Origin of the sequence: Dietzia sp. IN118 (assembly GCF_032905965.1) — a bacterium.
Taxonomy (GTDB): Bacteria; Actinomycetota; Actinomycetes; order Mycobacteriales; family Mycobacteriaceae; genus Dietzia; species Dietzia kunjamensis.
In genome coordinates, this window is the sequence record NZ_JAUMSR010000001.1 from 3,230,125 (window position 1) to 3,251,340 (window position 21,216).

At 68.3% G+C, this 21,216-nt stretch carries 18 protein-coding genes and 5 pseudogenes; 13 read left to right on the forward strand and 10 right to left on the reverse strand.

From position 1 onward, the window contains the following. Positions 1-176: 176 nt before the first annotated feature. On the forward strand, positions 177-641 hold the full coding sequence (locus tag Q2K20_RS15405; protein WP_283467992.1) for a hypothetical protein: 465 nt from the start codon (positions 177-179) through the stop codon (positions 639-641). A 110-nt stretch (positions 642-751) separates the two neighbouring features. Here Q2K20_RS15405 and Q2K20_RS15410 read toward each other — a convergent pair whose 3' ends face one another. The 5 genes from Q2K20_RS15410 to Q2K20_RS15430 form a co-directional block, all read right to left on the reverse strand. Further along, complete coding sequence (locus Q2K20_RS15410; protein WP_096906325.1) at positions 752-1,678, reverse strand: alpha/beta fold hydrolase; 927 nt, start codon at positions 1,676-1,678, stop codon at positions 752-754. 101 nt (positions 1,679-1,779) lie between these two features. After that, positions 1,780-2,283: a hypothetical protein gene (locus tag Q2K20_RS15415; protein WP_007633852.1), complete on the reverse strand. Its 504-nt coding sequence runs from the start codon at positions 2,281-2,283 to the stop codon at positions 1,780-1,782. Continuing rightward, positions 2,270-3,565: an AI-2E family transporter gene (locus tag Q2K20_RS15420; RefSeq protein ID WP_096906326.1), complete on the reverse strand. Its 1,296-nt coding sequence runs from the start codon at positions 3,563-3,565 to the stop codon at positions 2,270-2,272. The genes Q2K20_RS15415 and Q2K20_RS15420 overlap by 14 nt, the downstream gene beginning before the upstream one ends. A gap of 41 nt (positions 3,566-3,606) precedes the next feature. Next, on the reverse strand, positions 3,607-4,713 hold the full coding sequence (locus Q2K20_RS15425) for a hypothetical protein (RefSeq protein ID WP_067715474.1): 1,107 nt from the start codon (positions 4,711-4,713) through the stop codon (positions 3,607-3,609). 52 nt (positions 4,714-4,765) lie between these two features. Beyond that, the gene (locus Q2K20_RS15430; protein ID WP_253701989.1) at positions 4,766-5,731 is read right to left on the reverse strand and encodes a phosphotransferase family protein; all 966 of its coding nucleotides are present in this window, start codon (positions 5,729-5,731) and stop codon (positions 4,766-4,768) included. Positions 5,732-5,922: 191 nt separating this feature from the next. Between Q2K20_RS15430 and Q2K20_RS15435 the strand changes: the two are divergent. The 6 genes and pseudogenes from Q2K20_RS15435 to Q2K20_RS15460 all read left to right on the forward strand — a co-directional run. Beyond that, positions 5,923-6,048: pseudogene (locus tag Q2K20_RS15435) on the forward strand (helix-turn-helix domain-containing protein); the annotation flags it as partial. A gap of 24 nt (positions 6,049-6,072) precedes the next feature. Continuing rightward, positions 6,073-6,474: a hypothetical protein gene (locus Q2K20_RS15440; RefSeq protein ID WP_007626539.1), complete on the forward strand. Its 402-nt coding sequence runs from the start codon at positions 6,073-6,075 to the stop codon at positions 6,472-6,474. A 168-nt stretch (positions 6,475-6,642) separates the two neighbouring features. Then, positions 6,643-8,907: a catalase gene (locus Q2K20_RS15445; protein ID WP_007626538.1), complete on the forward strand. Its 2,265-nt coding sequence runs from the start codon at positions 6,643-6,645 to the stop codon at positions 8,905-8,907. Between the two features lie 88 nt (positions 8,908-8,995). Continuing rightward, on the forward strand, positions 8,996-9,556 hold the full coding sequence (locus Q2K20_RS15450) for a hypothetical protein (protein ID WP_063973117.1): 561 nt from the start codon (positions 8,996-8,998) through the stop codon (positions 9,554-9,556). Next, on the forward strand, positions 9,543-10,430 hold the full coding sequence (locus Q2K20_RS15455; RefSeq protein ID WP_007626536.1) for an alpha/beta fold hydrolase: 888 nt from the start codon (positions 9,543-9,545) through the stop codon (positions 10,428-10,430). Before Q2K20_RS15450 ends, Q2K20_RS15455 begins: the two co-directional genes overlap by 14 nt. Before the next feature lie 50 nt (positions 10,431-10,480). Then, positions 10,481-10,720: a zinc-ribbon domain-containing protein gene (locus Q2K20_RS15460; RefSeq protein ID WP_063973118.1), complete on the forward strand. Its 240-nt coding sequence runs from the start codon at positions 10,481-10,483 to the stop codon at positions 10,718-10,720. Positions 10,721-10,729: 9 nt separating this feature from the next. On the opposite strand, the gene Q2K20_RS15465 is transcribed toward Q2K20_RS15460, so the two are convergent. Continuing rightward, positions 10,730-12,184: an MFS transporter gene (locus Q2K20_RS15465; protein ID WP_159148247.1), complete on the reverse strand. Its 1,455-nt coding sequence runs from the start codon at positions 12,182-12,184 to the stop codon at positions 10,730-10,732. A gap of 172 nt (positions 12,185-12,356) precedes the next feature. Here Q2K20_RS15465 and Q2K20_RS15470 point away from each other — a divergent pair, with 172 nt between their 5' ends. Continuing rightward, the gene (locus Q2K20_RS15470; RefSeq protein ID WP_007626533.1) at positions 12,357-12,884 is read left to right on the forward strand and encodes a hypothetical protein; all 528 of its coding nucleotides are present in this window, start codon (positions 12,357-12,359) and stop codon (positions 12,882-12,884) included. 111 nt (positions 12,885-12,995) lie between these two features. Here Q2K20_RS15470 and Q2K20_RS15475 read toward each other — a convergent pair. Then, positions 12,996-13,529 (reverse strand): annotated as a pseudogene (locus Q2K20_RS15475) (transposase); the annotation flags it as partial. A 139-nt stretch (positions 13,530-13,668) separates the two neighbouring features. Between Q2K20_RS15475 and Q2K20_RS15480 the strand changes: the two are divergent. The 5 genes and pseudogenes from Q2K20_RS15480 to Q2K20_RS15500 all read left to right on the forward strand — a co-directional run. Further along, a pseudogene (locus Q2K20_RS15480) lies at positions 13,669-14,130 on the forward strand (TetR/AcrR family transcriptional regulator); the annotation flags it as partial. A gap of 253 nt (positions 14,131-14,383) precedes the next feature. Beyond that, positions 14,384-14,602, forward strand: a pseudogene (locus Q2K20_RS15485) (IS110 family transposase); the annotation flags it as partial. A gap of 144 nt (positions 14,603-14,746) precedes the next feature. Continuing rightward, positions 14,747-16,414: an IS21 family transposase gene (gene istA, locus Q2K20_RS15490; RefSeq protein WP_231889060.1), complete on the forward strand. Its 1,668-nt coding sequence runs from the start codon at positions 14,747-14,749 to the stop codon at positions 16,412-16,414. Next, positions 16,407-17,165, forward strand: a complete 759-nt coding sequence (locus Q2K20_RS15495) for an ATP-binding protein (RefSeq protein ID WP_007633699.1) — start codon at positions 16,407-16,409, stop codon at positions 17,163-17,165. Before istA ends, Q2K20_RS15495 begins: the two co-directional genes overlap by 8 nt. 23 nt (positions 17,166-17,188) lie before the next feature. Then, a complete protein-coding gene (locus Q2K20_RS15500; RefSeq protein WP_081470609.1) occupies positions 17,189-18,118 on the forward strand; it encodes an IS110 family transposase in 930 nt (309 codons plus the stop codon). A 211-nt stretch (positions 18,119-18,329) separates the two neighbouring features. Here Q2K20_RS15500 and Q2K20_RS15505 read toward each other — a convergent pair. The 3 genes and pseudogenes from Q2K20_RS15505 to Q2K20_RS15515 form a co-directional block, all read right to left on the reverse strand. Beyond that, positions 18,330-19,390 (reverse strand): annotated as a pseudogene (locus Q2K20_RS15505) (BtrH N-terminal domain-containing protein). A gap of 120 nt (positions 19,391-19,510) precedes the next feature. Then, positions 19,511-20,731: an NAD(P)/FAD-dependent oxidoreductase gene (locus Q2K20_RS15510; protein WP_317176926.1), complete on the reverse strand. Its 1,221-nt coding sequence runs from the start codon at positions 20,729-20,731 to the stop codon at positions 19,511-19,513. Then, a partial coding sequence (locus Q2K20_RS15515; protein ID WP_317176927.1) for a cytochrome P450 occupies positions 20,728-21,216 on the reverse strand: 489 nt, incomplete at its 5' end. The genes Q2K20_RS15515 and Q2K20_RS15510, both read right to left, overlap by 4 nt.

Genomic DNA, 21,216 nt, shown 5'->3' on the forward strand with positions numbered 1-21,216 from the left:
GGTGTATGAAGAAGAATTCGCGGGAGCGCCGTTCCCGCTGCGTAAGTGGGCAGACCACCCGACCGCGCCGGCCACGCTGTGATGCGGATCATAGCCAGTCCGTGGGGGTGGCCGTTACGGTTACCGCCGTATCGCCGGGGAGATCCCCCGGATCCCGATGGAAAGGTGTGACCCCCATGAAGAAGACCATCGCCGTGATCGGTTCCGCTGCCGCCCTGTCCTTCGCCGGTGCTGGCCTCGCCGCCGCCGAGGAGGCCGCCGACCCGACGCAGGACGCCGGCACCACCGAGACCGGGGGCGAGTTCGACGAGGTCGAGACCCCCGCCGAGGTCTCCGACATCGCCGCGCAGCTGTGCGGCACCATCTCCGCCTACGACTTCCTCGGCTCCGCCGAGGGCGTGGTGCCCGGCCTGAGCGGCGAGGCGTGCGAGGCCAACGCCACCGCCGCCGTCGCGGCCGCGTTCTCCGGTGACATCTCCGGCGCCATCGACATCCTCCGCGGCATCGACGCCGAGATCCCGGGCGATGACGACGAGACCGCGGATGCCGGCTCGGCCGAGCTCCTCGGCTCGCTGGCCGGCGGTGACGCCGAGGGCGACGAGACCGCCGACGACACCGAGCTGCCCGCGTTCGGCTCCTGATAGCGACTCGCGCGGCGGCTGCGACCAGCCGCTGACCGCATCGCCATCCGACTCGGCCCCGGCCCCCCTCGAGGGAGCCGGGGCCGAGTCCTTTCTGCCCGCCCGGGCCGTCAGCTGTGGTGCTCCGGCGGCTGGGGCTCCGGCGGCTGGGCCCCCGCCGCCACGAGGTCTCCCAGCGTCTCGGGGTCGATGTGCCCCGGCTGCGTCTCGGTCATGAACTCCACGATGATCCGCTCGACGGCCGCCGGGTCCTCGACGTGCGGGTAGTGGCCGGTCCGCTCGACGATCGCCAGGCGACTACCGGGGATCGCCTCGTGGGTGGCGTGCCCGTGGGACATGGGGATGATCGGGTCGCGGTCGCCCCAGATCAACTGGAACGGCAATTGCCCGGCCAGGTGCAGCCGGTTGGCCGCCGACACCGCCTGCCCCTTGTTGTCCACGACCGCGCGCAGCGTCTTGAAGAACGTCCTGCGGTGACCGGGCCTACTGAGTGAGTCGTACGACATCCAGGACTCGGTGATCGCGTCGGCCCGGATGCCCAGGCCGGAGAAGAAGCGCCCCACCGAGTTCCCGGCGTTCACGAAGACCGGGGCCGCGCCGATCGTCAGCAGGAGTTCGGCGCCGGGGACGGCCAGCATCCGGAGGATCCAGTTGACCTCCTTGCCCAGGCCGCCGCTGCCGATCAGGACGATCCGCTCGCAGTACTCGGGGTATTGGTAGACGAACTGCATGGCGACGCCGCCGCCGAGCGATTGTCCGATGACCGTGCATCGCTTGATGCCCTTGACCACCAACAGGTCGCGCAGGGCGGAGGCCATCGCGCCGAGCGAGTAGTCGTCGAAGTCGAGTGAACTCTCCCCGTGACCGGGCAGGTCCGGGGCGATGACGTGGAAGTGGGCGTCCAGGCGCGGGATGAGTTCGCGCCAGGTGGTCGAGCTGCCGGCCATGCCGTGGATGAGCAGGATCGTCGGCTTGCCCTCGCCGGCACCCGCCTCGCGGTAGGCCAGCTCTCGTCCGTGAAGTGTCGCGGTCTGCATAGTGATTCCCCCTCGGGGACGGCCTCCCGCGCCGTATCTCGTCGCAGGGAGCACCTACCGTCATTGTGCGCCCCGCGGGGACGTTCACGCAGTTCCCCGTGTCACATCTGGGCCGAGAACTTCCGGATCAGCCGCCGGTGACGATGCCGGAACAGCGCACCGACCACCATCCGCACCACCGGTCCCGGCAGCACCGTCCGGGGTTCGGCCCGCAGGGTGTCGGTCACCCGGGTCGAGCCGTCGGGCAGGTCGTCGAGCTCCCGGCGGTGCTCCCACACGCGGCACGACCCCAGGCTCGAGCGCTCCTGGAAGTAGCGCGGCGCCTCCATCCCGGTGATCACCAGGTCGTCGAACTCGACCGGGACGATCCCCGCCAGCAGGATCCACGCCCGCCCCGCCGGGCGACCGAGCGGGAGGTCCGCGATCGACGCCCCCCGCAGCGACCTGGGGAACCGCATCGTCAGCAACGGGCCGAACTCGTCCGCGACGCCCTCGGCCGTGACGACCCGCGCCCACACCTGGTCCCGGGGCGCGGGCACGACGCTCGAGCGCACGACCACCACGCCGGGGGTCCGAACAGCGGCCCGCCCGTCACCGCGGCGCATGGCCGCCGGTCCTCGCGGCCGGTTCGGCGGGAACGGTCTCGCCGTCGTGGTCGTGGAGGCGCACCTCGTCGTCGTCCCCGGCGGGGTGAGCCGCGCTGTCGGGTCCGGACACCTCGTCGCGCCCGGGCACCAGGCCCGGCCCGAGGTCCTCACCGCCGCCGGCAGAACCGCCGCCGTCCGGGCCGCCCCGGGCCGCGCTGCCGCCGTCCGCGCCGCCCCGGGCCGCGAGGTGGCGCACGACGGTGTTGGCCATCGCCGTGACCGGCACCGCGAACAGCGCGCCCACGACACCGAACAGGTACGTCCCGGCCGTGACCACGAGGATCACCGCCAGCGGGTGCAGCGCCACGGCGTGGCCCATCAGCAGTGGCTGGAGCACGTGCGACTCGACCTGGTGGACGACCACGACGATCGCCAGCATCGCGACCGCGATCGCCGGCCCCCGCTCGACCAGCGCCAGGACCGTGGGGATCACCCCGGCGACGAGGGTGCCGACGATGGGCACGAACGACGCGAGGAACACCACCACGACGATGGGGATCACGAACGGCACGCGCAGCAGCAGCGCGCCCAGGCCGACCCCGGCGGCGTTGATCGCGGCCACGGTGAGCTGCGTGCGGGTGTAGGCGCCGAGGCTGCCCCAGCCACGGCGGAACGCGGTGTCGACGTGCTCGCGGCTCGCCCGCGGCAGCCACCGGACGAAGAACTCCCAGAGTTTCTCGCCGTGGTAGAGGAAGAAGAACAGCGACACCAGGCAGATGAGCACGCCCGCCACGGCGTCCACGGCCGTGTGTCCGAACTGGACCGCGCCGGCCGCGACCGCCTCGGAGTTCGACTCGATCCAGGTGCGGGCCTGGGCGACGGCCTCCTGCAGTCGGTCCGCGGTGAGGTGCAGCGGGCCGTCCTCGAGCCACCGCAGGGCGGCGTCGGTGCCCGACGAGATCTGGTCGCGCATCCGGGGTACGCCGGTCGCGAGCTGGGTGGTGACCGCCGCGAGCGCGGCGAGGATGACCGCGAGGACCCCGACGACGACGACGAGGGCCGCGGCCGCCCGAGGGACCCGCTCCGGGATGCGGTCCACCATCGGGCGGAGCATGGCCGCGAGCAGGACCGCGATCGCCAGGGGCGCGATGATCACCGACAGCCGACCGACCGCCTGCCCGACGAGCCACCCGCCGCCCGCGATGAGCAGCAGGCACGCCGACCAGCCCGCCGCCAGCACGACCGGGTACGGCAGGTGCGCCCGGTCGAAGGGAGCGGCGGTCGGCGAGCCCTGGGTCATGACCTCGATGTTAAAGCCTTTTCAAGACTTCTCAGGTCACATCACGGGGCGAGGTCGGTCCAGCCCACGAAGCCACTCGGATCGTGGCGGCCCAGCACGCCGTGCTCGAACATGCCCCAGCCCTCCGCGCCGTCACACGTGGCCCGGGCGATGTGATCGATGGTCTGGTACGGCATGAACGCCGGGAGCTCGGGGTCCGTGAAGTCGTACGCCGTGGACAGGCTCCAGCCGCGCCCCTTCCACTGGCCGTGCTGCCAGTCCGGGTCGCCCACGTATCCGGATCCCATGCTCAGCGGGATGTAGCCGAGGGTCTCCACCTCCACCACCAGGGGTTCACCGCTGGGCGTGGTGAGGTGGATCCGCGCCGACTCCGGGTGCCGGGTCCCGCTGCGGTAGGACACCTCCATGCGCGGCCAGCCCAGCTGTTCGATCCGGCCGTCGGCAAAGGTGCGGGTGGCGTGGTTGAGGGTGCGGTACCCGTCCGGGCTCTCCTGCATGATGATCATGAGCGCGTAGTCGTCGAACCGCAGCGGGACGTACGTCCACCAGTGGCCCTCACGCGGCTCGTCGGCCGAGCGACCCTTGGGCTCCGGGTCGCCGCTGGGACGAATGCCCCACGAGCGGTCCCGGGTACCCATCCACACGTCCGGGTCCACCGAATAGTCGGTGCCCTCGACGGTGAGCGTGCCGGACCAGCTGCCCACCTGGGCGAAGCGCGTGGCATCGAGAATCGGTCGGGGCCCGTCGAGCAGCATGTGCCGCTCCTCGAGGACCGCCTCGAACGAGCCGTGCCAGGAGAGGTCGAACGAGAGGTCCTCGTGCTCGCAGAGCAGGCGGACGGTTCGCAGCGGCTCGATCACCTCGACCCGGTACCCACCCACGATCGAGTCGAGGGACCGCTCGTCGCTGGCATCGGAGAAGCGGACCGAGCGCTGTCGATCGCCCTGCCGGACGGTGGCGAAGGCGTCGATCACGCCGAGATTCGGGTACACGCCCAGGCCGGTGACGAGATAGACGTCCCCGGTCCGGTCATGGGCGTTGAAGTAGTAGCGGTCGTAGAAATTGCGGTCACTCGTGGCGACCTGCGCCATCGACAGCGGGGACTGGTGGACCGGGTACTCGTCGAGGGGCGCGGGCTTGATCGTCATGGACTCTCCTTAGGTTTCTGGGGCGGTGGAGTGGGGCGGTTCGTACCGGGTGTCAGTCGGCGATCATCCGCGCGAGCATGGCGTGGTGCAGGACGTCCTCGTCCGGGTTCTCGTGCGCCTCGACCTCGCCGAAGTGGACGCGTCGGCGCTCGATCTGCGACATCACGATGCCGTGGCGCAGGGCGGCGTAGGTGCGGAAGAACTCCAACTCGCGAACCGGTGACCCGGTGAGCTCCTCGTATCGGGCGACCACGGCCCCGTGGGGGAACAGATCAGTTAGGCCGGGGAAGTCCCACTGCTCGGCGATCTCCTGGAACATGTCGGGGAAGAACAGGAACCACCCCAGGTCGAGCTCCGGCGTCGCGAGCGTGGCCGACTCCCAGTCGAGCACGGCGGCGGGCTCGACCCCGTCGAACATGATGTTGCCGATCCTGGCGTCGCCCCAGCAGAGCACGTCCGGCGACAGCTCGGTGGGCCAGTTCTCCTCGATCCAGTCGAACGCCCTCTCCGGGACCGGGATCCGGAGACCGTCCTCCCACTGGGTCCACTCGTAGTAGGCGCGCTCGTTCTCCACGTGTGCCCGAAGACTGTCGACGCCGGCGGCCGGCGCGGCATCCCCGAGCGCGGTCCGTGGGTCCGGTGTGCCGTGAACCCGGGCCAGGACGTCCACGCTCACCTCGCGCACCCGCGCCCGGCCGGTCTCGCCCAGCTCCTCCACCACCCAGCCGCCGAACACGTACGGCGGGTTGTCGACGGGGACCCGGCCGGAGACACGGTCCATCACCAGGAAGGGCACGCCCAGGATCTCGGGCGAGTCCTCGACCCAGCGGACGTCGGGCACCGGCAGGTCGGTCCGCTCGCGGACGGCGCGCATCACGGCGGCCTGCCCGGCCAGGTCGTAGTCGGGGAACACCGGGAACGAGGAGGCCTCCGGCGCGAGTCGGGCCACCAACGCCGCGCGCTCGTCACGCCCGTCCGCGGTCCACTCGGCGTCGAGCAGCACGGAGATGCTCGACATGCCCGAGCTCTCGGGGCGCCGGATCGACGTCACGCGGACCGGTCCCGTGCTGCCCACCCGCTCGGCCAGCCACGTCTCCAGTCGGGCCCGGACCTCGTCGAGGTCGGTGGTCGAGGTGATGCTGTCGGTCCGAACCGCCGCCCGACTCCTCTCGGCGCGCGCACAACAAGCACGCGGTCCGCACGAGCCTGCTGCAGGCCGCCCGTCAGCTCTTCGCCGAACGCGGGGTCGCCGAGACCACGGCGGAGGAGATCGCCGAGGCGGCCGGCGTCTCCCGCGCGACGTTCTTCAACTACTTCCGGAACAAGCACGGCATCGTCATCGCTCTCCACGACGCCCACGTGGCCATACTCGGACTCCTTGTCGACGACCTGCTGTCCGAGCCGCTGACCACCGCCGGTCGGCTCGATCGCTTGTTCGCGGACGTCGCCGCCACCGCCGCCGCCGCGCCGGTCTACTTCGCGTCGCTGACCGGCGAGCTCGAGCGTGAACTCGCCGTCCCCGCCGTCAGCGCCGCCCGCACCGAGCAGCTGACCTCTACCCTGGTGCGACTTCTGACCCCGGGAGTGGCCGCCGGGGAGGTGCGCGAGGACCTGCCACTGCGCTTCCTCGCCCAGATGGTCGGCTCCACCTACATCTCGGTGATCCGCTACTGGCGTGAGTCGCCGGACTACGACATCACGCTCAACAGTGCCCGGGCGTCGCATTTCCTGACCGGCGCCCTCGCACCAGGGACGGGCTGACCCGACGGTCACCGGAACCACGACGGCCGCCGGCCCCGGAGGCGCGAAGTTTACGTCGCCCCGCGTGGTCGCGCGACAGGTTGCGGACCTCCGCCAGAGGAGCAGAATCGCCGGCACGGCTGGAAAAGCCAGTGCACCCAGAACGATTCTCATCCCGAAGGAGTGCCGATGCCCGACAAGAAGTCCGACTCCAAGTCTGCCGCCCGATCCGCGGCCGAGAAGCTCGTCGACAAGGCCGAACAGTTCGCCGACGACCTGGCCGGCAGCGCCGACGTCGTCCCCGGTACGCCGGGATCGCGACCGCCGACCGTCGCCGAGCCCACCGAGCCCACCAGCCCGCTGCCGCCGAAGGCCGACCAGAAGGGCGCGACCCCGCACGGCCCGACCGGCGCGGAGCCGCCCGGCTCGGTCACCGCTCGCGAGGAGGTCATGCGTCAGCAGGGCCAGTTCCTCACCACCGCCCAGGGCGCGCGCCTGTCCGACACCGATCACTCGCAGAAGGCCGGTCGTCGCGGCCCGGTCCTGCTTCAGGACCACCACCTACGCGAGAAGATCATGCACTTCGACCACGAGCGCATCCCGGAGCGCGCGGTCCACGCCCGCGGGGCCGGTGCGCACGGGACGTTCGTGGCCAACGGCGCCGCAGCGAGCGTCTGCAAGGCCGGGGTCTTCGCCGAGGGCAAGGAGACCGAGGTCTTCGTCCGCTTCTCCACCGTGCTCGGTAACCGCGGCTCCGCCGACACCGTCCGCGACACCCGCGGATTCGCGACCAAGTTCTACACCGACGAGGGCACCTGGGACCTGGTCGGCAACAACATCCCGGTGTTCTTCATCCAGGACGCCATCAAGTTCCCCGACGTCGTCCACGCCGCCAAGCCGCACCCGGACCGCGAGATCCCGCAGGCCCAGAGCGCGCACGACACCTTCTGGGACTTCGTCTCCCTGCACACCGAGGCGCAGCACCACACCCTGTGGAACATGTCCGACCGCGGAATCCCGCGCTCGTACCGGATGATGGAGGGCTTCGGCGTCCACACGTTCCGGCTCATCAATGACGCCGGCGAGACGAGCCTGGTGAAGTTCCACTGGAAGCCCCACCTGGGCGTCCACTCGCAGGTGTGGGAGGAAGCCCAGATCACCGCCGGCATGGACCCGGACTTCCACCGCCGCGACCTTGCCGACGCGATCGAGTCCGGCGCGTTCCCGAGCTGGGACCTGGGCATCCAGGTCTTCCCGGACACGGTCGACGAGAACGGCGTCAGCGAGATGTTCCACGGCATCGACCTGCTCGACCCGACCAAGATCGTCCCCGAGGAGCTCGCACCGGTGCAGGTGATCGGCACGATGACGCTCAACGCCAACGTCAAGAACTTCTTCGCGGAGACCGAGCAGGTCGCGTTCCACCCGGGCCACCTCGTGCCGGGCATCGACGTCACCAACGACCCGCTACTGCAGGGCCGACTGTTCTCCTACCTCGACACCCAGCTCACGCGTCTGGGCGGTCCGAACTTCGGCCAGATCCCCATCAACCGGCCGCACGCGCCCGTCAACGACATGCTCCGCGACGGGTTCCACCAGTCCGCGGACCACGTGGGCGTGGCGCCGTACCAGCCCAACAGCCTCGACGGGGGATGCCCGTTCATGGCGGGCACCACCGACGGTGCGCTGGTGGAGGTGGCGCAGCAGATCGCCGACGCGCAGGTCGTCCGCGACGCCCCGGCGACGTTCGACGATCACTACTCGCAGGCGACGCTGTTCTACACCAGCCTCACCGAGGTGGAGAAGGCGCACGTCGCCGAGGCGTACACCTTCGAGCTGGGCAAGTGCTACGAGGAGGCCATCAAGATCCGGCAGGTCGAGCAGCTCGCGCACATCGACCATGACCTGGCCGTCACCGTCGCGTCGGGGCTGGGACTGCCCGCGCCCGCGAAGGTGCCCGTGGCCGAGGTCGTCACCAGCCCGGCCCTGTCCCAGATCGGCAAGGAGTGGCCGTCCGACGGGCGCCAGATCGGCATCCTCGTCACGGAGAACTCCGACGTCGGCGCGGTCAAGGAACTCGAGCAGGCCGTGTTCGGCGACGACATGGTCCCGCTCGTGATCGGCCCGGTCGGCGGCAGGCTCGGCGAGGGCGAGCCCGATGCGACGGTCGCGATCTCGCGGACCTATCAGACGCAGCGGTCCATCGAGTTCGATGCCCTCGTCGTCGTCGACCTCCCCGCCCACCCGCGGACCGACGTGCTCATCAGCGAGATGTACCGGCACAAGAAGGCCATCGCCACCCTGGCGCCCATCGACCGGTACGTCGACTTCGGACTGACCTCGGACACCCCGGGCGTGGTCGCGGTCGACGCAGCGGCCGGCGTGCTGCCCGCACTCAAGCCGCTGCTGGCCACCCACCGGGCGTGGGAGCGGCCCGACCCGGCCCGCATCTGACGCAGGGCACGGAGCAGTAGACGGACACCGTGGGTCGGGGATCGCGAGAGGTCCCCGACCCACGGCGTGCGCGGGTAGCGTCTCGGCCATGAGCGACCACCCCGCCACCCGTGAGGCCGCCGCCCGCGAGAGTCCTGCCGGTCTCCGCCTCGAGGCGCGGCGGGTGATCACGGCTCCGGCGGACCGCGTGTTCGCCGTACTGTGCGATCCGGACGGCCACGTGGCGATCGACTCCTCGGGGATGCTCCAGGCGGCCGAAGGATCGGTGGTCACCGCCGAGGGCGACCGGTTCGTCATCCACATGGACCGCGAGTCCCTCGGCGACTACGACATGGGCGAGTACGACGTCACGGTGATCATCACCCGGTTCGAGCCGGACGCCGAGATCGCCTGGACCATCGACGGGGCCATCACGCCCCCGATCGGCCACACCTACGGCTACCGCCTCATCCCGCTGGGCAATGGCGATAACGGCGATGGCGACGGCGCCGAGGGGGCGCGTACCGAGGTCGTCAGCTATTACGACTGGTCCGATGCGCACCCGAAGTGGCGCGACTCGGGAGTACTGCCGGTGCTGGACGCATCGGCGCTCAAGGCGACGCTCGGAATTCTCGACCGGGCGGTCAGGAGGGGATATGTCCGCGGCTGATCCGAATGCCCACCGGCCGGACCTGTGGTTCTCCCGCGACGGCATGGAGCTGCGCGCGGTGGACTCCGGGCCCGCCGACGGCGAGGCGATCGTCCTGCTCCACGGGTTCCCGCAGCGCACCTCCAGCTGGGACCTCGTGTCTCCGCTCCTGCACGCGGCCGGGTACCGCACCCTGGCGCTGGACCAGCGCGGGTACTGCGAGTCCGCCCGCCCCCGTGGTCGACGCGCGTACCGGCTGTCGGAACTGGTGGGGGACGTCCTCGCCCTGCTCGACGCCGCCGGCCTGCCCGACGCCCACGTGGTGGGTCACGACTGGGGCGCCGCCGTGGCGTGGGGTGTCGCCGGGGCGCACCCCGACCGCATCCGCAGCCTCACCGCCGTGTCGGTGCCCCACCCCGCCGCCTTCCTCAAGGCCATGTTCGCCTCCGACCAGCTACTGCGATCCTGGTACATCGGGCTCTTCCAGCTGCCGTTCCTGCCGGAGCGACTGCTCACCTCGGCCGGTCCGCTGCCCGAGAAGGCCCTGGCCGGGATGGGTATGACGCCCGAGATGATCGAGCGCTACCGGCGTGAGATGGTCGCCGCCGGCGCGATCCCCGGGGGACTCGGCTGGTACCGGGCCCTGCCCTTCGCCTCACCGTCCCGCTCGACCGCGCCGGTCCGTGTGCCCACCACGTTCGTGTGGAGTGACCGCGACCCGGCCCTGGGCCGCGGGGGCGCCGAGCGGACCCGCCACCACGTGGACGCCGACTACCGGTTCGTCGAGATGAGCGGGGTCAGTCACTGGATCCCCGACGAGCGGCCGGCAGAGCTGGCCGATGCAATCGTGGCCCGCGCCCGGTCGACCGCGGACGGCTCGGGTCCCGGGGCCTGAACTCCACCGCACCGGGTGCGCGCGGCCCGGTGCGGTGTCAGGCTGGGCCGATGTTCTTCATCTTCGGCTTCACGAACTCGTCCCGGAACCTCGGGCTGGCCCGGGCCACGTGCCCGAACTGCGGCAACGTCGCCGCACAGCGGGTCGACCGTCGCAAGCGGGCGTTCTCTCTGTTCTTCGTCCCCATCATCCCGCTGGGGTCGTCGTACACGGCCACGTGCACGGCGTGCGGCATCACCACCAAGATCGACCGGTCGCGGGCCGACGGGATCCTGTCCGGCGCGTACTGATCCGGCCGCTCAGCTCTCGCGCGCTGGCACCGCTGGGGCCGTGGCCCTGTCCTCCCACGGAGGCGGGATCGTGGCGGCGACCGACGCGGCCAGGAGGGTCGCGCCGCAGCCGAACATCAGACCGACCCGGAATCCGGCCTCGGTGGGGACGAACAGCCCCTCGAAGTCCATGGACATCTGGGTGAGCAGCACGCCGAGCACCGCGGCAGAGGTCGTGGTGCCGATGGAGCGCATGAGTGTGTTGACGCTGTTGGCCGAGCCCATCTCGGAGGTGGGCACCGAGGCCATGATCAGCGCGGGCATCGCACCGTAGGCCAGCCCCACACCGCCGCTCACCACGATGCCGACGGTCATCACACCCCAGGTCGATCCCATGAGGAACAACCCGGACGCGTAGCCGACCGCGACCACCAGCGCTCCCAGGATGAGCGTGGTCTTGGGACCGCGGGTACCGATGAGTCGCCCGCTGAGTGGGGAGACCGCCATCATCGCCAGCCCGCCGGGCGCGCTCCACAACCCCATGGCCACCATCGACTGGCCCAACCCGTGCCCGGTCTCGACCGGGAGCTGGAGAATCTGGGGCATGATCAGCAGCTGCGCATAGAGGCCCATGCCGATGGTCACCGAGGCGATGTTGGTCATCAGGACGGGGCGACGGGCGGCAACCCGCAGGTCCACGATGGGTGACGGGTGCCGAAGGACCCACAGTGCCCATCCGGGCAGCGACACCGCGGTGAGGGCCAGCAAGCCGAGGGTCAACGGGGAGCCCCAGCACCAGTCGGCGCCCTTGGACACCGCGAGCAGCAGCGAGATGAGAGCGATCGCGAGCCCCACCGCGCCGACGACGTCGAGCGTGCCGTCCGGTTTGGCGGCCGGCAGCGTCCGGAGACGCACCGTCATCATCACGATGATCGCCACGCCCAGGGCCCCGGACCCCCAGAACATCCACTGCCACGAACCGTATTGCGCCAGGGCGGCCGCCGCCGGGAGCCCGAGCGCCCCTCCCACTCCGAGCGAGGAGCTCATCAGACTGATCGCCGGTGCGAGTCGACGCGCCGGGAGGATCTCGCGCATCGTGGCGATGCCGATCGGGATCACACCGATTCCCACGCCCTGCAGGGCGCGCCCGATGAGCATCGGCCACAGCGAGGTGGCCAGTGCGCACAGCACCGAGCCGACGACCATGACCGCCGTGCAACCGATGAGCACGTACTTCTTCGGATAGAGGTCTCCCAGTCGTCCCATGAGCGGACCGGCCACCGCTCCGGCGAGCAGCGTGATGGTGACGACCCAGGAGGCGTTGACCGCGGAGGTGTTGAGAATCGCCGGCAGCATGCCCAGCAGCGGGATGACCAGCGTCTGGCTGAGGGACATGACGACGCCGCCGAAGGCGAGGACCGCGATGAGGCCGTTCTCGTCCGACCGGACGGTGTCGGCGCCCCCACCGCGCGTTCGTGCCATCATCCCGTGTCCTTCCGACCGAGGCTCACGTCCGGAGCCTCTCGTCGGACATTACAGACAGGTGTCGAACGGGTTCTCGTTCCGGGCACGACCACGTCGTTCGACATGACGGTCCGTGACGGCGGAATCCTCGCTCACTATTGTCTACCGCTGTCCGCGGTGCGACGATGAGCGGGTGGACACCACCGGCTCGACCCGGCGGATCACCCGCCGGCCCACCGTCGCCGTGGGGGCGTTCCTCGCCGCCACGGCCGTCGCACTGACCGCCGCCGTCACGGCCCCGGCCACCGCGAACGCCCAGGACTCCTCCGAGGCCATCCCGCTCCTGTTCCCTGCTCCTGACCGCGTGATCGCCGTGGGCGGCTCACCCTCCGGGTTGTGCGCAGGCGCGATCTCCACCACGCTCGACGGCGACGGGTACCCGGACACGGCATCCGTCTCCTGGGCCTTCGCCGTCGTCGGGGTGGGCCCGTGCACCCTCACGGCCACCCTCTCGTGGCGCAACCTCGACACCGGGGCCACCGGGGAGAAGATCGCGCAGGTCCCGTTCCCGCGGATCTCGACGGGCATCCCCGATCCGATCTCCCACCCCTACGAGGCGCAGATCTCCACCGGCCCGGGCCGGGTCGAATACCGACTCACCACCACCGGCGGGGCCGTCGCCGGGCCGATCGTCGTGGAGACGGTCGCCTACGACGGCTGACGACGCCGGGGGCGCGCAGCACCCGGACCGGGCGGGCGTTCCGGGCCGAGCATTTTGTTGGTTGCCAAACCGGTTCCAGTAGGGGACGTGAGCATCCCAGGATGTGCTCTGGGCAGCGCGGGTCTTCACGTGGGCTCCATCGCGGATCTTGATGTGGATCGCGTCCAGGAACACCACCGGGTAGAACGCCTCCAACGGGCGGTGCTGCCAGGCGGCGACTTCGTCCAGGACCGCGTCGGTGACGTTGGCGATGGACTCGTGCGACAGCTCCACCCCCAGGGTCCGCGCGAGGTGGTGCTCGATCTCCCGGACGGTCATCCCGCCGGCGTACAGCGAGATGATCTGGTCCTCCAGCCCGCCGAGCCGGCGGGCGCCCTTCGGGACGAGCTGGGAGGCGAACGAGCCCTGCCGATCGCGGGGCTGATCCAGCTCCACCGGGCCGACCTCGGTGGCCACGGTCTTGCGCGAAGTGCCGTTGCGGTGGTTTCCGTCCCCGCCACGGGCGTGGGCATCGCGGCCCAGATGCTCGGTCAGCTCGGCGCCCATGCCCCGCTCAAGGACGGCCTTGAGCATCTCGTTCAAAAAGCCGTCCTTGCCAGTCAACTCCAACCCTCGCGAACGGGTCTCGGCGAGTACGTGATCAATCAGCGCATCCGAGAACACCTCCCGGCGAAGCCCAGCAGCATCTGATACATCCGTAGCGTCGTGGTCGTCAACAGCCATAGCGTTCATGATTCCTCCTCCGGATCAACTCACACAGACCATCTGACACGCCCCGTCGAAAGTCTCTGCCACCAGTGGGTCGGTACGCGACCAACTCATCGCGCTTCTCACGGCCCAAGCCGACCTGATTGACCAGGCGCCGCTGAACATTACGACTCTGGCTTGGCTGTCAATCGGATCAGTCGGCGGCGATCCTGCCGATTCGGCCGCGATCACCTCACTGCGTAGTCGAGTCATCGAGGAATACCGGCAGCCCTTTGACCGCATCCTCACACATCCTGACGTTCGAGCACAGCTCGGCAACGTCGACACCACCTTCGCGATCGTTCAACTCCTGGGTCCCGTCGTGTTCGCTCGCCTTACTGGGCTCTGCACCGTCGACCACGACGGATGCGTGCAACTCGTTGATGATTTTCTTGCTGCCCGCAAGCAGGGAGGCGAACCCATCCCGGCCGAGTCCATCCACGACCTGAACCGCTGTGAGTCTTGGGGTGGCTGGTCTGGGACCGGCTGGCAAGGATAGGAGTTGGCCGCATCACCCCGGTCGTGACTCATGAACCGCCCGGCCCCCTCGGGGTGCCCTACTAGGGATTTGTCCAACCGGGGTGAGGCAGCCGACGCCGTCCTGGCCCACCTCGGTGACTTGATCAGAAGGCTGTCCGCTCCATAAGGAACGTGACTCATCACAGTGCTGCCCCGAAGTGACTCCTACCCAGACCGGCGCCGGCCACCAGCGGCCGGACCGCTGTCCCTGAGTAGGAAGGACCCGAGCCGCTATGACCATCGTCGCGCATGCTCACCCATTCGTCATCGGCGTTGATACCCACGCACGCAATCACGTCTTGGCAGTCCTGGCTGCCACTGGTGAGGTTATCGATACCGCCCAGTTCCCGACGACCGCCGCGGGGATGGCCCGCGCGATTTCGTGGGCCACCCGCCGCACCGGCGGTGATCAGTCCGCCCTCTGGGTGATCGAGGGAGTTGCCTCCTACGGTGTTAGGGACACCTTTCGGAAAGCAGGGTTCTGATGATCGGGTAGCGCGGGTATGAGCATCGGATAGCGGTGGGCGGCGTCGTGTGCTGGTCTCGGCTTCACGCGTGGCAACAAGGCTGCGCGTGGATCCGAACAGGAGGCACGGGTGACTGATTACCGATTGGTGATGTCGTTACTGCTGCAGGACAGGTCCTACCGGGACATCGAGGCGATCGCGGGCTGCTCGCACCGCACGATCGCCAAGGCGAAGAAGGTCTGCCACGACCACGGGTTGACCGCCACGAGCCAGGTCGAGGCGCTCAGCGGCGAGGAGATCGACGCCTTGTTCACCGATGGCCGTAAGACGCCGTCGGAGGAGTTCGTCGCCTTCGACGTGGCGGCTGCCGTGAAGAAGCGGACGGGCAAGAAGAAGCTGCCGCTGCGGGTGCTGTGGGCCAACTACCTCGATACCGCCGGTTCGCCGGGGCAGCGGCACTACAGCTATCAGCGGTTCTGCCAGATCATCGGCGCGTACGTCGAGGTCAACGAGCTCACGATGCGGATCGCCCACGTTCCCGGGCACACGATGCAGGTCGACTGGGCGGGCACGAAGATGGCGATCTTCGACCCCGTCACCGGCACCAGGACAACGGTGTCGGTGTTCGTGGCATCGCTGCCGTACTCGGGGATGGTCTTCGCCTGCGGCTGTCTGGACGAGAAGATGCCGAACTGGCTCGACGCGCACTTGCGGGCGTTCGAGTACTTCGGCGGCGCGGCGCAGGTGATCGTCCCCGACAACGCCTCCACGGCGTCGAATCAGATCGCCCGCGGCGATCGGGCCCGCGAGGTCAACCGTGAGTACCGTGACTTCCTCGAATACCACCACACCGCCGCGGTGCCCACGAGATCGGCGGCACCCCGCGACAAGGGGAACGTCGAGGCCGGAGTGAAAGTGGTGACGAACTGGGTGATTGGACGCCTGGCCGATCGGCGCTTCGCGAGCCTGGACGATGCGAACGACGCGATCGCCGCCGAGGTGGAGGCGATCAACGACCGGACCCCGTTCCGCGGCCAGAAGACCAGCCGCCGGGAGCTGTTCACCGAGCACGAGCAGTCGGAACTGTTCGACCTTCCCGAGGCCCGCTGGCAGCCAGTCATCTGGAAGAAGTCCAAGGTCAACAGGGATTACCACGTGGAGATCGCCACGGTGAAGTACTCGGTGCCCTACACCTTCGCTGGCCAGCACGTCGATGTGAAGATCACCGGCCCCACGCTCACTGTCATGGCTGGCGGGGAGGTCATCGCCTCCCACGCCGTCTCCGGTAGGCGACATTCCTTCGTGACCGACCCTGACCATGTTCCCGCGCAGCATCTGCAGACCTCGGACCTATGGTCGCGGGCGTACTTCGTGCGCCAGGCCCACAAGATCGGACCGCACACCGTCGCCGCGATCAGCGAGGTCCTCGATCGCCAGCGGATCGAGGCTCAGGGCTATCGCTCGTGCCAGAACATCCTCGCCCTGGCCCGCGGGGACAACAAGATGCTGCTCGAGCGGGCCTGTGGCCAACTCGTCTCCGAGACCTCCCGCCGGGCGATCAGCTACACCGCCGTCAAGCAGCAGCTGGCGGCCCTGAGGACCCAGGCCGCCGCCCGGCCCACACCACCACGCAGCCGGCGGTGGCGGCTACGACGGACCGGCTGGAGCCGCCGCCGGATCGGCGAGATACCACCGGGGCGCATCTGGCCGGGCCCGAGCAGTTCAGCCTCGCCGCCCTCACAGGAGGCCCGAGCCCGAGCAGCGGCACCGCGGGGCGGGAGGAGCTGCAGTGACTGATCGTCATCTCACCGACGCCGACATGCCACTGTTCACCCAGTTGCGGATGACCGCGTTCGGCCAGACCGTCATCGACCTGGCCAACGATCCCGCCTGCGACGAGTGGACCTTCTCGGAGAAGATCTTCCACGCCCTGGACAAAGAGATCACGGCCAGGCAGGAACGCCGGACCCAGAAACTACTCAAGGCCTCCAGATCGCCAAACCCTGACGCCTGCGTAGAAGAGATCCGCTACCTGCCTGACCGCAACGTCAACCGCGAGCTAATCGCACGACTGAGTAGCTGTCAATGGATCGACGCCACTCGCAATCTCGTCGTGCTCGGCCAATCCAGCGTGGGCAAGACCTACCTCGCCCAGGCACTGCTCAATGCCGCGTGCCGAAAGTACTACACCGCGAGGTTCTTCCGACTCGACGACCTGGCCAACCGGCTCGCCGTTCTGGAGCCGACCTCGCAGCGCAGGCTGGACTTCCTCACCGACCTGCACAACTGCGACCTGCTAGTTCTCGATGACTTCCTGACCACGCCGGTGGCTCCGCACACAGCGGCGGAGCTGCTCAACATCCTTGCCGCTCGGGAAGGCCGGGGCTCGACTCTGGTGACCTCGCAGTTCGATCCGCCCGATTGGTACAAGTCGCTCCAAGACGCGGTCATCGCCGAATCGATCCTCAACCGGATCGTCGCCGGCGCCGAGATCATCGCCCTCGACGGCCCGAACATGAGACGACACCTCGCCACGGCAACGCCATAGCGGCCCAGCGGTCGGACGGGCAGATGCCGCTATCCGATGCCCGTCCGACCGCTACCCGATCATCAGAACCGCGCTTTCCGAAGGGCGTCCCAAACACCTACGGTGCCGGTCTTGCCGCGGCCTGCGAACAGGCAGGCTTCGAGGTCGTTGAAGCAGCCCGGATGAACACGAGGGCCAATCGAGGGGTGGGCAAGTCCGACCCGCTGGATGCTCATCGCATCGCCGCTGCAGTGCTCGCTCTGGAGTGCGACCAGCTACGCCGTCCGCGTATGGCAGACGGCGTGCGAGCGGCGCTGCGGGTACTCGTGACCGCCCGCGACCACATGACCTCGGAGCGCACCGCCACCATCAACGCGCTGATCGCGCTGTTGCGCATCGTCGACCTCGGAATCGACGCCCGCCGGGCACTGACTGGGACGCAGCTCCTCGCCGTCTCCCGGTGGCGTGCACGCGATGAGGACCTCGGTGAGGCCACCGCCCGCCTCGAAGCAATCCGCCTGGCCAAACGAGTGGTCGAGCTCGACGAACAGCTCGCCGCCAACAGCTCGCGGATGACCGAGCTCGTCAAGGCAAGCCAGGCCACCTCACTGCTGGATAAGACCGGCATCGGACCCGTGACCGCCGCTGTCTGCCTGACCGTCTGGTCGCATCACGGAAGAGTGCGATCCGAGGCAGCGTTCGCCTCCCTCGCAGGCGTCAATCCTATCCCCGCATCCTCCGGGAACACCGTTCGACACCGGCTCAATCGCGGCGGCGACAGGCGGCTAAACCGAGCCCTGCACATGGCGGTCCTGACCCGAATGACCCACGACCCGGACACCCGCGCATACGTCGAACGACGGAGCGCCGAGGGGCGAACGACCAAGGAAATTCGACGCTGCCTCAAGCGGTACCTGGCCCGGCAGATCTACCGAACTCTCAGCGCAGCGGAACCTGTCCACATGCCCGCTTGACAAACATAGAAGGATCCCTGGCGCCGGCGGATCTCGCTAAATCGGGGCTTCTTCTTGTCGGATGGGTGTGACCGCTCGATCGCCGAGGTCGCCGGGGAGGTGGCGAGGCAACCCTAGAGCCCGGTCGTTTCGGTGCGAGCGGCGGCGAGCCATCCGCTGCAGTCTGAGTGCGGCCGGAACTTCTACCGTCCAGTTTTGACTTCCCGATTAGTCAGGCTGCTGCAAGCGATCGCGAAGCTGACTCCAGAGCTTCAGCCAGTTGAAGCTCGAGCGTGGGCAGGAGGCTAACCGCCGAAGCCACACGTTCCAGCCGAGTACGCACATCGACCTCGTGCTCGATCCCGGCTCGGCCGGCCTCCGTCCATGTCTGTGCACAGTGTCTGGCGGCTACGGCGAGATCTTCGGTCGCGAGGTCACCGGTCAAACGTGCCACGTCCGCGCAGCCGTCAGCGAGCAGCTTTCGGAACAGGCCGCCACCGGTGCCGGCCTTCTCGATGAAAGCGCTCAAGCTGAATAAGAGGATCTCGAGTTCGTCAGCCGGTAGATGGGACCAAGTCCGGACATCAGCGGCGAGCTGGGCGACCGCTGCTAAGCCTTCGGAACCGCTCACCGCGGTCGTGAGATCAACGACTCCTGGCGGAGTTGGGTGGCGCATGTTCGCTGCCGATTGACGGAAAGCCGCTGCGGCAACCTGCGCAAGGTCTGGTAACTCATGCGGCCAGGCGATGCGGTACGTGGTGTGACGTGTCGGTTGTGGGAATGACATCGACGACCGTGCTCGAGCGAGAGCGTCGAACGGAACCTTTTGGACCTCGGCACGGTCGTTGTCAACAACGAAGGCGATCCTCTCCGCCTCGTCGTAACCAATTACCACGATATCGTGGCGACTCATTTGGAGCCGAACCCGCAGGTAGGGCAACTCCGCGATGTCGCCCCATATCAGGGCTGGCCTTCCGGCATCGACCTCCTGGCTAATCCACGACCATCCTTCTCGGGGATCGTCGGTCGTGAGCACTTGGACCTGTGCGCCCAGTAGATGGGGGAGATTTACTTCGAAATCGGAGTCTCTCCCTACCAGATAAAGCGGCGGGAAGAGGTCGCTCGAGCGCAAGTAGGACAGGCCAAGTGACCCCCCGAGGGTGAAGACGAGACCTTCATCGGGCGGTTCTTCCCAGCCGAGGCCTTGCCAGTGCAGGAGGTCTCGCATCGCGGCTGAGCCGCAGTGCCCCCGACCCGATGTGGATAGTTCTCGATGAGCGTCTGGCGAGTCATCAGAGTTCCTTTCTGAACGGCAGGCGGGCACGAACCGGGCTCTCTTGCTGCGCCAGTGGGATGTCAGCGCCGTTCGTCGAGGCTCCGCCGCTGACCGTGCGAGTCTCGCTCGGGACTGGCTTACCCATTGCGCAAGGAATCGGGAGAACCCGTATGGGCGAAATCGGTCCGGACGAAAGGACGCTGCTGTGTGATGACCTGTTTGCTGAGCATGAAATCACGGGGACGATTGATGCAGTCTGCAGCAAGGAGTTCGCCATCACGGAGGTAGAAGCAGCTGAAGTCGCGGTCCCGGGTGGGGTCACCGCTGAGGACGACTTCGTCGTAACCGGTGTTGAGACCGGCGATCTGCAGCTTGAGATCGTATTGATCTGACCAGAACCAGGGCAGCGACACTGCGCTCTTGGACTTCCCGCAAAGGGTAGCCGCGGCGAGTTTCGCCTGATCGGTTGCTCCGGGTACGCACTCCAGCCGGACTCGGCGACCGTATCGAGAGATGTACTTGCTGGCACAGTCTCCGGCGGCAACGATGGCTGGGTCACTGGTTCGGGCGTGCTCGTCGATCACCACACCATCGTTCAGGGTCAAGCCCGCCGCCTCGGCGAGTTCTGTTCTCGGTTCAACACCGATACCCACGATGACCAGATCAGTCGGAATCGACTCGCCAGTAGATAGTGTGACCTCCCGGACGCAGTCGTCTCCGACTAATGCTGCGACTTTGGCGCCCGTTCGGATATCGATGCCCTCCTCTCGGTGGATCCGCTCGAAGAACGTTGATACGTCGGGAGCAGTGACCCGCTCGAGGACGCGAGTGGTCGCCTCGAGCACGGTGACGTCCAGGTCCAGTGCCCGTAGTGAGGCGGCCGTCTCAAGTCCGATGTAGCCGCCCCCGACGATCACCACCCGCCGCCCGGGGGTGGCGGACGTGCGGATCAACTCGACGTCTGCGGCGGTCCGAAGGTAATGGACCCCGGCGAGATCGGCCCCAGGAACGCGGAGCTGACGAGGGCGGGCTCCCGTGCACAGCGCGAGCTTGTCGTATGTCAGTGTGTCGCCGGTGCTCATAACGATGTGCCCAGCCGAGCGGTCGATCGCCTCCACGTGCGCGTTGAGAAGCTGGATTCGCTGCTTGGAGTAGAAGTCCGAACTGCGGATGGTGATCTCGTCGAGGGTGGTTTTCCCGGCGAGATACGCCTTCGACAGTGGCGGGCGCTGGTAGGGCACCGTGGGCTCCTCGCCGATGAGGACGATCTCACCGCTCCACCCGTCCTGCCGTAGGCTCGCCGCGAGTTGGGCTCCGGCATGGCTGGCACCGATGATGAGGGCTCGCTGCGATGTCATGTGCCGGATTTCGGGGTGAGGCGCACCATCATCTTGCTGATACCCCGCACGAAGTTGGACTGCACGTACTCGGGTTCGCCGACGACCTCGATGTTCTCGAAGCGGGGGAGCAGCTCTTCCCAGAGGATCCGCAGCTGCATTTCGGCCAGTCGGTTGCCCATGCACCGGTGTACGCCGAACCCGAAGGAGATGTGGTTGCGGACGTTGGCCCGGTCGATGATGAAGTCATCGGGCCGCTCGAACACACGCTCGTCGCGGTTGCCTGAGGCGTACCACATCACGACCTTGTCACCCTTACGGATGAACTGACCGTTCAAGATAGTGTCAGTCTTGGCGATTCGGCGCATGTAGGCCAGCGGCGTTTGCCACCGGATTATCTCGGAGACCATGTTGGGGATCAGGTCAGGGTTGGACTTGAGCTTTTCGAACTGGTCTGGGAACCGGTTCAGCGCCAGAACGCCACCACTCATCGAGTTCCGGGTCGT